The organism is Streptomyces sp. NPDC060198, from assembly GCF_042728415.1.
In the GTDB taxonomy this organism is placed as follows: Bacteria; Actinomycetota; Actinomycetes; order Streptomycetales; family Streptomycetaceae; genus Streptomyces.
This window is the reverse complement of record NZ_JBHWZJ010000033.1, coordinates 24,080-36,115: the sequence shown is the minus strand read 5'-3', so window position 1 is coordinate 36,115 and position 12,036 is coordinate 24,080. Positions and strand designations below refer to the sequence as shown.

At 71.4% G+C, this 12,036-nt stretch carries 13 protein-coding genes and 2 pseudogenes; 11 read left to right on the top strand and 4 right to left on the bottom strand.

Features of this window, described 5'->3' with window-relative positions; all coding sequences use genetic code 11:
• Positions 1 to 404: 404 nt before the first annotated feature.
• Positions 405 to 1,877, top strand: a complete 1,473-nt coding sequence (locus tag ACFWEP_RS07600) for a PP2C family protein-serine/threonine phosphatase (RefSeq protein ID WP_387367113.1) — start codon at positions 405 to 407, stop codon at positions 1,875 to 1,877.
• On the opposite strand, the gene ACFWEP_RS07595 is transcribed toward ACFWEP_RS07600, so the two are convergent.
• The 3 genes from ACFWEP_RS07595 to ACFWEP_RS07585 all read right to left on the bottom strand — a co-directional run bounded on the left by ACFWEP_RS07595 (position 1,859) and on the right by ACFWEP_RS07585 (position 3,502).
• Positions 1,859 to 2,191, bottom strand: coding sequence for a DUF2516 family protein (locus ACFWEP_RS07595; RefSeq protein WP_387367110.1), 333 nt, complete (start codon positions 2,189 to 2,191; stop codon positions 1,859 to 1,861). The genes ACFWEP_RS07600 and ACFWEP_RS07595 overlap by 19 nt on opposite strands.
• Positions 2,192 to 2,356: 165 nt before the next feature.
• Complete coding sequence (locus ACFWEP_RS07590) at positions 2,357 to 2,986, bottom strand: hypothetical protein (RefSeq protein ID WP_387367107.1); 630 nt, start codon at positions 2,984 to 2,986, stop codon at positions 2,357 to 2,359.
• 18 nt (positions 2,987 to 3,004) lie between these two features.
• Complete coding sequence (locus ACFWEP_RS07585; RefSeq protein WP_387367104.1) at positions 3,005 to 3,502, bottom strand: helix-turn-helix domain-containing protein; 498 nt, start codon at positions 3,500 to 3,502, stop codon at positions 3,005 to 3,007.
• Here ACFWEP_RS07585 and ACFWEP_RS07580 point away from each other — a divergent pair.
• The 10 genes and pseudogenes from ACFWEP_RS07580 (at position 3,496) to ACFWEP_RS07535 (ending at position 10,393) form a co-directional block, all read left to right on the top strand.
• Positions 3,496 to 4,112 (top strand): annotated as a pseudogene (locus tag ACFWEP_RS07580) (DUF2199 domain-containing protein). The gene ACFWEP_RS07585 and the pseudogene ACFWEP_RS07580 overlap by 7 nt on opposite strands.
• 33 nt (positions 4,113 to 4,145) lie before the next feature.
• Positions 4,146 to 4,601 (top strand): DUF6228 family protein, encoded by a 456-nt coding sequence (locus tag ACFWEP_RS07575; RefSeq protein ID WP_387367101.1) that lies wholly within the window; start codon positions 4,146 to 4,148, stop codon positions 4,599 to 4,601.
• Positions 4,598 to 5,101, top strand: coding sequence for a hypothetical protein (locus tag ACFWEP_RS07570; protein ID WP_387367098.1), 504 nt, complete (start codon positions 4,598 to 4,600; stop codon positions 5,099 to 5,101). Before ACFWEP_RS07575 ends, ACFWEP_RS07570 begins: the two co-directional genes overlap by 4 nt.
• A gap of 151 nt (positions 5,102 to 5,252) precedes the next feature.
• A pseudogene (locus tag ACFWEP_RS07565) lies at positions 5,253 to 5,737 on the top strand (DUF2199 domain-containing protein).
• Positions 5,734 to 5,853 carry a hypothetical protein gene (locus ACFWEP_RS07560; protein ID WP_387367095.1) on the top strand — a complete coding sequence of 40 codons (120 nt, stop codon included), beginning with the start codon at positions 5,734 to 5,736 and terminating at the stop codon, positions 5,851 to 5,853. Before ACFWEP_RS07565 ends, ACFWEP_RS07560 begins: the two are co-directional and overlap by 4 nt.
• A gap of 33 nt (positions 5,854 to 5,886) precedes the next feature.
• Positions 5,887 to 7,119 (top strand): hypothetical protein, encoded by a 1,233-nt coding sequence (locus ACFWEP_RS07555; RefSeq protein ID WP_387367092.1) that lies wholly within the window; start codon positions 5,887 to 5,889, stop codon positions 7,117 to 7,119.
• A 129-nt stretch (positions 7,120 to 7,248) separates the two neighbouring features.
• A complete protein-coding gene (locus ACFWEP_RS07550; RefSeq protein ID WP_387367089.1) occupies positions 7,249 to 7,755 on the top strand; it encodes an NUDIX domain-containing protein in 507 nt (168 codons plus the stop codon).
• Positions 7,756 to 8,017: 262 nt separating this feature from the next.
• On the top strand, positions 8,018 to 8,596 hold the full coding sequence (locus ACFWEP_RS07545; RefSeq protein ID WP_387367086.1) for an O-methyltransferase: 579 nt from the start codon (positions 8,018 to 8,020) through the stop codon (positions 8,594 to 8,596).
• 140 nt (positions 8,597 to 8,736) lie between these two features.
• Positions 8,737 to 9,816 (top strand): MerR family transcriptional regulator, encoded by a 1,080-nt coding sequence (locus ACFWEP_RS07540; RefSeq protein ID WP_387367083.1) that lies wholly within the window; start codon positions 8,737 to 8,739, stop codon positions 9,814 to 9,816.
• 142 nt (positions 9,817 to 9,958) lie between these two features.
• Positions 9,959 to 10,393: a hypothetical protein gene (locus ACFWEP_RS07535; RefSeq protein WP_387367080.1), complete on the top strand. Its 435-nt coding sequence runs from the start codon at positions 9,959 to 9,961 to the stop codon at positions 10,391 to 10,393.
• Here the strand turns inward: ACFWEP_RS07535 and rox are convergent.
• Positions 10,315 to 11,844, bottom strand: coding sequence for a rifampin monooxygenase (rox, locus tag ACFWEP_RS07530; RefSeq protein ID WP_387367077.1), 1,530 nt, complete (start codon positions 11,842 to 11,844; stop codon positions 10,315 to 10,317). The genes ACFWEP_RS07535 and rox overlap by 79 nt on opposite strands.
• Positions 11,845 to 12,036: the final 192 nt, after the last annotated feature.

Here is a 12,036-nt window from a genome sequence, read left to right as displayed (position 1 = left end):
CGTAGACGTACTCCCCGGCGAGCGCGCCGAGCGGCACCTGAGGGGTGTCCGGCCGCACCACGCCGAGGAGCGTGCGCCGGTTCCGTACCGGTTGAGTGCGCGCCGGAGTCCGTACTACTGGCGCGCGCCGGGCGTCCGCTCCGGCCCGTGCGCCGGTGTGTGACCCACATCCCCACGCGCGTACACGCCCGCGTGATGTTTGTCATGGCTCCCTCGCCCGCACCGGAGGGCCGCATCGCGCCGGATCCGTGCAGGGACGCGGCTTATGACTGCGCATATGACTCCGGCGCGTCCCCGGGCGCCATTCCGCTCCCGGCCCACCGAACGCTATGGTCCCGGTCTGGCAGGTCGTCGATCGTCGTCCCGCCCGCGCCCTCGGGGGGAGGGAAGGAAACCCGGAACCGATGCCCGCACCCGTACCTCAGCAGCGTGCCGTACCCGCTGCGGAGACCACCAATGGAGCCGACCTCACCCTGCTGGTGATCCAGGACGACCCCACGGGCACCTTCTCCCTCCCGGACCTTCCCGCGGCGGCGGGCACCCGGGTCCGCGTCCGAACCGCCCGCAACCTCACCGAGGCCGGCCGGCTGCTCACCGACGACGTCGACTGCATCCTGCTCGACCTCTCGCTGCCCGGCGGCACCGGCGCACGCGCCACAGCGCCCGGCGCCGCACCCTCGCCCACCTCCGCGACCGACGCGCCGGCGGACGGCGAAGACGGCCCCGGGCGTGCCGACGAGCTGGCCGCGCTCCTGCACGTGCTGCGGATCGCCCCCCAGCACGCCGTGCTCGCGCTCACCGCCGAGGACGACGCCGAGCTGGCCGCCGAGGCGGTACGCGTCGGTGCGCAGGACTACCTCTTCCGCGACGAGCTGGACGCCCGGCTGCTGAGCCGCGCCATCCGCTACGCCGTCCAGCGCAAGCGCGCGGACATCGCCCAGCACCAGCTGACGGAGTCACGGCTGCGCGCCCAGGAGAACGCCCGTCTGGAGCGCGGCCTGCTGCCCACCCCGCTGCTGAACGGCTCCGACCTGGGCTTCGCCGCCCGCTACCGCCCCGGCCGCAGCCGCGCGCTGCTGGGCGGCGACTTCTACGACACCGTCCGCACCCCGGACGGCACCGTCCACGCGATGATCGGCGACGTCTGCGGCCACGGCCCGGACGAAGCCGCCCTCGGTGTCGAGCTGCGCATAGCGTGGCGGGCCCTCACGCTGGCCGGGCTCTGCGGGGACGAGCTGCTCTCCACGCTCCAGCAGGTGCTGGAGCACGAGCGGGAGAGCGAGGAGATCTTCGCGACCCTGTGCACCGTGGACATCGCCCCGGACGGCCGTCGCGCCGGGCTCTGCCTCGCCGGGCATCCGGCGCCGCTGATCTCCCGGGCGGGGCGCACCGCGCGCCTCCTGCCCTTCGAGGACGGCGGACCGGCGCTCGGCCTGCTGCCGCGCGCCCGGTGGCCGCGCCGCCAGGTCGAGCTGGGCGGCTCTTGGCAGCTGATGATGTACACGGACGGGCTCATCGAGGGCCGCATCGGCGAGGGCAATCAGCGTCTCGGCCAGGACGGCATGGTCGCCATGGTCGACGCGCACCTGACCGCGGGGCTGCGCGGCGAGGAACTGCTGGACGCCGCCGTCGCCCGGGTGCGGGAGCTGAACGGCGGCGAGCTCACCGACGACGTGGCCGTCCTGCTGCTCTCCCGCGACCGCGACAAGGACCGGGACCGGGCGCGCGACCGCGAGCGGGACCGGACACGCAAACGGGGCAGGCTCGCCGTGCGAACCCGCCCCGTGCCGTCGGCCGCCGTGGCGGATTCCGCCTCGGCCGCACCGACGGCCGTCCCCGTCGTGCCTGTCGTACCCGCTCAGCGTCCGCCGTTGTAGGGGCCGTACGGCCCGTCGCTGCTGGACCCGCCCCGGCGGCTGCCGCCGCCGGAGACCGCCTTGAGCGCGGGCCGTACGTCCACCAGGAACACGATGGCCGCGACCGTCCCGGCGAGGGCCAGGAAGAGCACCGGCAGGAAGTTCACGGCAACGGCGGCGGCGAGCAGGATCACCCAGAACTTCTTCGTCTTCTTGTCGGCCGCCCGGTAGGCGTCCTCGCGCGCGACGGCCGCGAAGACCAGCGCCAGTACGGCCAGGACGAGCATGAGCATGTAGAGCAGCCAGACGAATGTGTTGAATCCGTTCAGCAACATGGGTGCACCGCCTCGTAGTGGGTGAGCGCCTTCCGGCACCTGTGGCAACCGTACCGAAACGGCGTACGGGTCACGGTTCACGATGCCCGTTCCACGCCGGAGCACTCCCGTACGGCGCCGGGGCAGGCTGCCCCGGCCCGGCGCGCTCCGGCCCGGCCCGCTCCGCTACTTCGCGGGCGGCGTGGACTTCTTCGCGGTCGCCTTGCGCGGCGCGGGCGCCTGCTTCGCCGGTGCGGGCTTGGCGGCGGGAGCGGGCTTCACGGCGACCGGCTTGGCGGCGGCCGGAACCGGCTTCGCGGCTGTCTTCGGTTCAGCGGCCTTCGGAGTGGCCTTGGGAGCGGACTCCGCTTCCACGACGGCGGCGATCTCGACGATCTCGTCGGCCGCCTCCCCGCGCCACGCCTTCACGCTCTGCTCGCCGCGCTCGGCGACCTTCTCGTACGCCTCACGGGCCCGGACCGCGTACTCGGCGGCCACGCCGATACCGCGCAGCGCCAGGTCCTGCGCCGTCTCGCCGAGCTTGCGCAGGTCCGTGTCGAACGAGCCGATCACCTCGGTGACCCTGGCCTGGACGCTGGCCTGCGCCTCCCGGGCCTGGGTGGACACCTTCTCCTGCACGGCCTTGGGGTCGGTGCTGCGGACCGCCTCGAACCGCTCGGGCGCCTCGGCCCGCAACTGCTCGATCAGCCCCGGCACCTTGCGCGCCTGCTCCACGGCGAGCTCGGCCGTACCGGCGGCGAAGTAGAGGGGGGTGGGGTCGGTGAGGGTCTTGCGCAGGTCATCGGTGATGGCCATGACTGTGGTCCTCCCGGATCAGATTTCGTTGTGAGGGTCAGCGGCATCACTGCCACCGGGCGTACGGGGTTCGCGGGCGCTCGTGGTGCCGTCGGTCCTGCCGGAGCTACCGGAGCTACCGCAGCTACCGGCATCAGCATCGTTATCAGCAGAAACGTCCGGATCGGGGACGAAACCGTTCTCCCGGCGGAACGAGTCGTAGATCTGCAGCAGCACGTTCTTCTGCCGCTCGTTGATCGACGGGTCGGCCGTGATGACCGCCCGCGTCTCCAGCTCACCCCGCTCCCGCTCGTCCAGGATTCCGGCCCGTACGTACAGCGTCTCGGCCGAGATCCGCAGCGCCTTGGCGACCTGCTGGAGCACCTCCGCACTGGGCTTGCGCAGGCCGCGTTCGATCTGACTGAGATACGGATTGGACACCCCGGCGGCATCCGCGAGCTGCCGCAGCGAGAGCTGCGCGCTACGGCGCTGCTCCCGGAGGTACTCGCCCAGGTTGCCGACGTTGAGTGATGCCATGGGTCGATGATGCGCCCACCCTGCTAACAATTGCAAGCGGTTGCTTGCAAAAGTGTGGCGCGTGTCGCGGCCCCTGGGCTCCCCTCGTGGCCGGCAACCCCGGATTCACCTGCTCGTGCTGCGGCAGCCGCCGCGCCGAGCTGCCGATGAACTACCCGGGTACCGCCCCGTACGCCGGGGAGCCGAGCTTCGCAGACTCTGCGGGCTGCCTTCTCTCGTCGGATCGACGCGTGATCCGGGCGCAGCACCACTTCGTCAGGGGCCTGATCGAGATACCCGTCATCGGCAGCGACGAGGTGTTCTCCCGGGCCACACGGGTCTCCCTCAGCCGGGACGACTTCTCCCGCTCCGCGGATCTCCGGGATGCCCGGGCCGTGAATCCGAGGAGCCGTACTTCGGCCGGCTGTCCACCGACCTCTTCCTCTGCTCGCCCAGCACCATCAACCTGAAGACCCGCGTCCACACCCGCCCCCTCGGGCATCGGCCCCTCATCGAGCTGGAGCCGACCGACCACCCTCTCGCAGTCCACCAGCGGACCGGCATCACCATGGAGCGCGTCCGTGCGATCGCCGAAGCGGTTCTCCACCCCACCGACAGCGAATCCACGTGACGCCGAACGGGATGCTGACCTAGCGTTCCGCCCATGACCGCACCGGACGTCGACATCGACCACGAGGCCGGCGTGTCCATCCGCTGCCAGGACAACGCGTCCGTCACCGTGACGCTCCGCGGCCGGTCCAGCTCCGACGCGGACTCCGTGCGCTACTCCGTCGAGCTGCGGGCCCCCGGTCTGGCCGCCCGCGTCGACGAGGTCGTCGCCTGGGCAGGGGACAACGGTCTCGCCGCGTTCCTGGAGGAGCTCGCCGCCGACTACCGGGGATGGAAAGGCGACCGGAGCTGGCATACCGACGACCGGGACCTGACGGTGTCGGCGGTCTTCCGGTCGGGCGGATACGTCGGTCTGACCTGGACCTTGCGGCCGTGGCCGCGAGCCGCAGGCGGCTGGGGCGCCTCGGTGACCACCTGGCTGGAGGCCGGCGAGCAGATGACTTCCCTGGCGGCCGATGTCCGGGCCTTCCTCGCTGAGGAGCACCAGTGACATCCGGCATGCGCATCACCTGGACCCTGGCGGGATCCGGGTGGGCGGACTGCACCCTTGAAGATCGCCAGGCGAGAGTCGAGCTCACCGCGTCCTACATCACCAGTGCGCCCGAGGAGCTCCTGACCGCGGTGGCCCAGCTCGTCGCGGGCGAGACGGAGACCCGTTCCCAGTTTGAGGCCGAACCGACCGCCTACCGGTGGATCTTCTACCGCGAAGGCGTGGACACCTGGACCCGCGTGCTGGAGCTGCGTCACGGCAGCGATCACGACAACAAGGGAACCGAGATCTGGTCCAGCCAGCTCGGCATCGACCAGCTCGCCCGCACCGTGATCCGCTGCTTCGACGAGGTCGCGCAGACCTATGGCGAGAGCGGCTATCGAGGCAAGTGGGGCGAACACTTCCCACGAACCGAGCTCGAAGCCCTCAGACGCCTCTGGCACGCCCACCACCGCAGCGATGACGCATACCCACAGCGGCCCGCTGCTCAGGTTGAGTGAGACAGCTCAGCCATTCCCGTCTCACTCAACTCGGACCACCCCAGGTCACCGCCTCTCGATGGCCCACGTCTACTGAGACGGGACACCGCTCGTGGCCGGCAACCCCGGATTCACCTGCTCGTGCTGCGGCAGCCGCCGCGCCGAGCTGCCGATGAACTACCCGGGTACCGCCCCGTACGCCGGGGAGCCGAGCTTCGCAGACTCTGCGGGCTGCCTTCTCTCGTCGGATCGACGCGTGATCCAGGCGCAGCACCACTTCGTCAGGGGCCTGATCGAGATACCCGTCATCGACAGCGACGAGGTGTTCTCCCGGGCCACACGGGTCTCCCTCAGCCGGGACGACTTCTCCCGCTCCGCGGATCTCCGGGACGCCCGGGCCGTGAATCCGAGGAGCCGTACTTCGGCCGGCTGTCCACCGACCTCTTCCTCTGCTCGCCCAGCACCATCAACCTGAAGACCCGCGTCCACACCCGCCCCCTCGGGCACCGGCCCCTCATCGAGCTGGAGCCGACCGACCACCCTCTCGCAGTCCACCAGCGGACCGGCATCACCATGGAGCGCGTCCGTGCGATCGCCGAAGCGGTTCTCCACCCCACCGACAGCCGCGAGCCGCAGGCGGCTGGGGCGCCTCGGTGACCACCTGGCTGGAGGCCGGCGAGCGCATGTCCAGCCTGGCGGCCGATGTCCGGGCCTTCCCGGCTGAACGGATCAGCCGGAGCGACGGCCCCGGGTCACGCCGATCACGCCGCTGACAGGGGTGGTGGCATGGGGCAGGATGCGGCCGCATGACTCTCGTGTCGAGCATCGCCATGCCGGGCCAGATCTGGTCCGTAGCCGCACAGGACCCGTCCGGCCCGCTGTACGTGACCAGTTACGGGGAGAATCCGCTGGAAACGGTCGTGACGCTGGTCGATGTCACGGGATCAGTGGCTTGGCGGCGGTTGTACCCCGGCACGGGACGGCCTCGGTCCCGCCTGTCCGCGGACGGGACCCTCTGGGTCGCGTACCCGGAGGGAGTGGGACGGGTCCTGGAGGGGGTTCTTCCGGACGGATCCACTCACCGGGCCGTCGTCCCGGAGTCCGAGGCCGGCGAGGAGGTCAGCGCGTTCGTCCTGCTCGATGACGGCTTCTGCATCGCATGGGCCGGCGCGTCGCGCCTCCTGTGGACCGTGCGGGGCGATACGTCTGCCCCACCTCCGCCTCGCGTCGCCCGGTATACGCGGGAGGGCGACTGCGTGTGGTCGACACCGATCGCGCTCGGTGCCGTCTCGCATCCGGGTGTCATGGGGATGAGCAGGGAGACCGGCTGGGAGCTACGGCCGCTGCACCCCTGGGTTCCGGAAGAGGTCGACGTCGATCACTGGGAGCCGCTGCTGGTCTCGGGCGACAGGGTCGCGGCCAGTTACGTCGACGCCCGGGGCGGGATCGGGAGGACCTTCTTCCTGGACCTGACCAGTGGCGCGATCGTCTCAGCCACCTCGCCCGCCCCCTCGGGCCGGAAAGCGATAGCCGGCCCGGGCGAGTTCCTGATCGGGTCCCAGGGATACGGGGAGTTCACCACGCGCCGCCATGACCGCAACGGCACCGAGACGGCCCGGTGGGCCAGCCATGGCGCAATGCTCGTCAACGACCGAGGCACCGTATGCGGCCCTGAGCTGGAGAACGGCCTGCCGTCGAGGTCGCGGTTCCGGCAGCTGGCCCCGGACAACACTCTCGTGGACGGACCTGCGTTGACGGGCTACTACACGTCCTGTCCGTCGATGGACCGGGCGGGCACCACAGTGTTCTGGCGCGACGGCAGGCTCCTCGCCGTCGACGCGGACCTGACCCCGCACGACTTGTTCGCGAGGGACGACAGCCGCAACGTCCTGGGTCGCACCCTGCTGCTGGACGACGGCCTCGTCGTCACCTCGCTGGACAGTGATGTGGTCGCCTTCCGCACCCACCTGGGGCCTCTGGCCGAGGGACCCTGGCCGTGCGGCGATGCGAACCTTCCGGGTAACCCGGTGGTGAGCTGACGCGGGCCGGCAGATCACCGGAGAGACCACCGCACTCAAGCAGCCCGGCCTCCCGCCTCCCGGTGCACGTCTCCGGGGCCGGCCTCCGCGGGACTCCGAGAGACACAGTTGTCAGCGGGCTCTGCCAAGGTGTGCGCCGTGGACGAACTGGTGGAACGTGTCGACGATCAAGATCGCGTACTGGGGCCGACGGTGAGCCGCCGCCAGGCCGTCCGCGAGGGGTGGCTCCACCGGGTCGCCGTGACGGTATGCCGTGATGAGCGCGGGCGGATCCTCGTTCACCGGCGGTCGGATCAGCTGTCGCGCTTCCCCGGCCTCCATGAGGTCGTGGTGGGTGGCGCCGTGGGTGTCGGTGAGTCCTACGAACAGGCCGCCGCGCGGGAGCTGGCCGAAGAGCTGGGCATTCGTGTGCAGCCCCGTCTGCTGTTCACGTTCCTCAACCGCAGCGGATTGAGCCCTCACTGGCTCGGCCTGCACGAAGCCGTGGTGCCGGACACGGTGGCCGCCGACCCTGGTGAAGTCTCCTGGTACGGCCTGCTGACCGAGCCGGAGCTCCGGTCGGCCTTGCTGGAGTGGCGCTTCACTCCCGACAGCCACGAGGCCTTCAGCCGGTATCTCGCGTTCAGGACCGCGTAGTCCGCCGGGCCTCGGCATCTGCTACGAGCCGATCGGCGGCCCCCCGCGATCGACACGCGTCGAACCGACTGCCGGCAGTCGGGCGGGACGGCAGCCGTGCAGCCGCCGCACTCGACGCGTCGGCCACGAGCCGATCGGCGCACCCCTCGGACTCAACTGCCCCTCCCCGCAACAGAAAAGGTCAGTTCCGGGTGCCGAACGATGGTGCGGGTTCCCGTGGAATCACCTTGCCCGCCCGGTCCCGCCCCCGCATCATCTCCGGATGGACGACTCGCCGAACCGACTCCCGCCCCTCCTGGCCGCATTGCGCGCGGCAGCACGAGCGGCGGGTTTCATCATGTCCAGCGAGGACCGCACCGGAAGCCTCCTGGCGACCCTCGCCGCGTCCCGTCCGGGCGGCCGAATCCTCGAACTCGGCACCGGGTTCGGGGAGGGCACCGCCTGGCTGCTCAGCGGCATGGACCGCGCTGCCGACCTGATCACCGTCGAGCTCGACCCCGCCGTACAGGGCGTCGGCCGTCAACTGCTGGGCGCGGACCCCAGGGTGAGCTTCGTGTCCGGGGACGGCGGCGCGTGGCTGGAGGAGTACGACGGCGGCCCCTTCGACCTCGTCTTCGCGGACACCTGGCCGGGCAAGTTCACCCACCTCGAACGGGCCCTGGAACTGGTCGCACCCGGCGGGATCTACCTGATCGACGACCTGCTCCCCCAGCCCGGCCGGCCGAAGGACCACGAGGCATCCGTCCACGACCTGCTGGCCGGACTGGACCGGCGCGAGGACTTCCGCTGCGTCCGCCTGGCCTGGTCGAGCGGGCTGCTGATGGCGGTACGCACACTTTGACGGCCGGAGGGAGCGACCGGGCCCCCCATCCGGAGACACCGGCGGGAGGGCCAGGGCGGGGACTGGGTTGACCTTCCCCCTGGGGCAGCCCACAGCATCGGTGGTGCCGGGCGACGGGCCCGGCACGAGGAGGAACGAACATGGGGCTGCTGACCATCGGGACGTTCGCGAAGGCGTCCCGGCTGTCGCCGAAGGCGTTGCGCCTCTACGACGAACTCGGGCTGCTGCCCCCCGCCCGCGTCGACCCGGCATCCGGCTACCGGTTCTACGCGCCGGATCAGTTGGAGCGGGCCCGGCTGGTCGCGTGGCTCCGGCGTCTGGGAATGCCGCTGGCCCGCATCCAGCGGGTGTGCGCGCTGGACGCGGCCGCGGCGGCCCAGGAGATCCGCGTGTTCTGGGCGCAGGTCGAAACGGACACGGCCGCGCGGCGGGACCTCGCCTCGTTCCTCGTCGATCACCTCTCCGGGAAGGACCCCGACATGCCCCCGATCGCCGAGCCCCTCACCATCCGTTACGCCGCCCTGTCCGACCGGGGCCAGGTCCGCGAGAGTAACCAGGACACCGCGTACGCCGGGCCCCGCCTGCTCGCCGTCGCCGACGGCTTCGGCGGCGAGGGAGCACCCGCGAGTGCCGCCGCCGTCGAAGCGCTCAAGCTCCTGCGGACCGACGACATCCCGGCCGACGATCTCCTCAACGTCCTCGGTGACGCCGTGGAGCAGGCCAACAGGTCCATCACCTCCACCTCGCGGCAGACCCGTTCGACGGCGGCGGACGGGACCACGCTCACCGCGATGCTCTGGACCGGCTCGCGACTGGCCCTCGTCCACATCGGTGACTGCCGCGCGTACCTGCTCCGGGACGGAGGGCTGTTCCGGATCACCCACGACCACACCGTGGTGCAGTCGATGCTCGACGAGGGAAGCATCAGCCCGGAGGAGGCCCTCTCCCACCCGCAACGGTCCATGCTGGTGCGCGCCTTGGGGGCGGGCCCGGGCGCCTCCCCCGATGTGCGATTCCAGGACGCCCGACGAGGGGACAGGTACCTGCTCTGCTCGGACGGGCTCTCGGCCGTGGTGGCGACCGAGGCGATCCACCGGGTGCTATCGGACACCCGCCGACCCGAGCAGGCGGTACGTGACCTCGTCGCCCTCGCCAATGGATCGGGCGGCCCCGACAACGTCAGTTGCGTGGTCGCCGACATCGTCGAACCCGGCCGGTAGGAGCGGACGAGGCGGTGAGTGAGGCAGCCGACGAGCGGACGCACCCGGGCGGCACCCTTCGCGAGGACGGCGGGACCGCCCCCGGCGCCGCCAGGCTGGAACAATCGCGGCCTCGTCCGCGCGCGCACCAAGGGGTCGGACCGTGAAACTCGGGCAGGCGCACCCCGCCGCGACCGACTGGGTCCACCGGTTCGCGCGGCCCCGACCCGGTTACCGAGGAGCCTGTTTCAGCGGCTCCACCGCAGGGCTGCCGGACGAAGCCGAACTGTCCCCCACCTCCGCCGTGGACGTCCACATCGCCACCACCGCGTCCGTCCACGCCGCCGGATCGGGCAGACTCCGCCACCGGGGAGCCCTGCTGGAGATCAGCCACGTGCCGTGGGCCGAGCAGGACTCCGCAGAGGCCGCCATCGCCTCGTACCACCTGTCCGGCTGCTTGCGTGCTGACAACCTGACCGCGAGCGCCACGCCCGTCGGTACGACGCTGCCCCGCCGCCCTCACCCCGCAGCCGCACCGAACCACCGGGCCAGTCGCCCGGCCAGCTCCCGCTGGTCGTCGCCGGCCCAGACCACGTGACCGTCGGGGCGCACCAGTACGGCGGACACGTCCAGTTCGTCGCTGCCGTCGACGACGTGGTCGACGCGGTCCGCCCAGCCGTCCACGGAGAGCCGGCCGGTCCGGTCGAGCAGCAGGCCGCGCCCGGCGTGCATCAGGCCGTACAGCCGCCCCTGCTTCAGGCCCACGTCACGCAGCCGCTTACCGAGGAGGGCGTGGCCCTCAAGGCAGCCCTCAGCGACGTCGTAACGGACTCCGATCGCGGTGATCTTCTCGATGAGGCGGTGGTTCACCTCCTCGACGTCCATCAGCTCCGAGAGGAGCCGGCGCACCGCCACGGGGCCGGGCTCGGTCGACAGCAGCACCATCTGCGCGCGGGTGTTGTCGAGCACCTCGGCCGCCACCGGGTGGCGTTCGTCGTGGTAGCTGTCCAACAGACTCTCCGGCGCCCATCCGTTGACCTCGGCTGCCAGCTTCCAGCCGAGGTTGAAGGCGTCCTGGACGCCGAGGTTGAGACCCTGCCCGCCGGTCGGCGGATGGATGTGCGCGGCGTCCCCGGCGAGCAGCACCCGGCCGGTCCGGTAGCGCTCGGCCAGGCGGGTCGCGTCACCGAAGCGGGAGAGCCAACGCGGCGAGTGCGCACCGAAGTCGGTGCCCGCGAAGTGGCGCAGCCGCCGCCGGAACTCCTCCAGGGTCGGGCCCGCCGCACGGTCCTCGGCCACGCCTTCGGCGGGCACGACGGCGCGGAACACCCCGTCGCCCAGCGGCATCAGCCCGAACCGGAGCTGTGTCTTGCGGACTTCGGCGACCACCCGGCCCACTTCTTCCGCCGACGCCTCCAACTCCATTTCGCCCAGGAGCGTTTCGACCCGGGCGGGCTCACCGGGGAAGCCGACTCCGAGCAGCTTGCGGACCACGCTGCGGCCACCGTCGCAGCCGACGAGCCAACGCGAGCGCAGCCGGGTCCCGTCCGCGAGCTCCGCGCTCACCCCCCGGTCGTCCTGGCTCAGCCCGACCACCTCGTGGCCCCGCCGGACGTCGGCGCCCAGCTCGACGGCGTGCTCGGCCAGCAGGCGTTCGGTGGTGGCCTGCGGGATGGCGAGTACGTACGAGTGCGCGGTGTCCAGGTGCTCGGGCCAGACCTTGCCGAGCCCGGCGAAGAACCCGCCGGACGTGACCTGCGTACCGAGCCGGAGGAACCGTTCCAGCAGCCCGCGCTGGTCCATCACCTCGATGCTGCGCGCGTGCAGGCCCTGCGAGCGGGACTGCCGGGTGGGCTCGGTCTCCTTCTCCAGCACCACCACCCCGACGCCGTGCAGCCGCAGCTCGGCGGCCAGCATCAGTCCGGTCGGCCCGCCGCCGACCACGATCACGTCCGCCTCGAACCCGTCCGCCCCGATCACGTCCCCCTCGGTCGCAACCACCCTGCCGACATGCTCCCCGGTCACGTCCGCCGTGCACCCGTCCGTCATGAACACCCCACTGAACGAAGGAAAACCACGCCGGACTGCCCGGCCGGACCACCGACGGACCACGACGCGACGACGTGCGCCCCGAGCGGTGGAAGTGGCGATTCTGCGGTATACCGGGGGCCTTGCCGCAAGCCCCCCGGTGCGCTATATCTTGAGAGTGGCAGGGAGAGTGTCTTCTTCCTGCCTTCGCTG

Excerpts from the sequence above, each read along its gene's own strand:
- ACFWEP_RS07545 (WP_387367086.1), top strand. The coding sequence starts at position 8,018 with ATGGACGACTCGCCGAACCGACTCCCGCCCCTCCTGGCCGCATTGCGC.
- ACFWEP_RS07600 (WP_387367113.1), top strand. The coding sequence starts at position 405 with ATGCCCGCACCCGTACCTCAGCAGCGTGCCGTACCCGCTGCGGAGACC.
- rox (WP_387367077.1), bottom strand. The coding sequence starts at position 11,844 with ATGACGGACGGGTGCACGGCGGACGTGACCGGGGAGCATGTCGGCAGG.
- ACFWEP_RS07590 (WP_387367107.1), bottom strand. The coding sequence starts at position 2,986 with ATGGCCATCACCGATGACCTGCGCAAGACCCTCACCGACCCCACCCCC.
- ACFWEP_RS07555 (WP_387367092.1), top strand. The coding sequence starts at position 5,887 with ATGACTCTCGTGTCGAGCATCGCCATGCCGGGCCAGATCTGGTCCGTA.
- ACFWEP_RS07585 (WP_387367104.1), bottom strand. The coding sequence starts at position 3,502 with ATGGCATCACTCAACGTCGGCAACCTGGGCGAGTACCTCCGGGAGCAG.
- ACFWEP_RS07540 (WP_387367083.1), top strand. The coding sequence starts at position 8,737 with ATGGGGCTGCTGACCATCGGGACGTTCGCGAAGGCGTCCCGGCTGTCG.
- ACFWEP_RS07575 (WP_387367101.1), top strand. The coding sequence starts at position 4,146 with ATGACCGCACCGGACGTCGACATCGACCACGAGGCCGGCGTGTCCATC.
- ACFWEP_RS07595 (WP_387367110.1), bottom strand. The coding sequence starts at position 2,191 with ATGTTGCTGAACGGATTCAACACATTCGTCTGGCTGCTCTACATGCTC.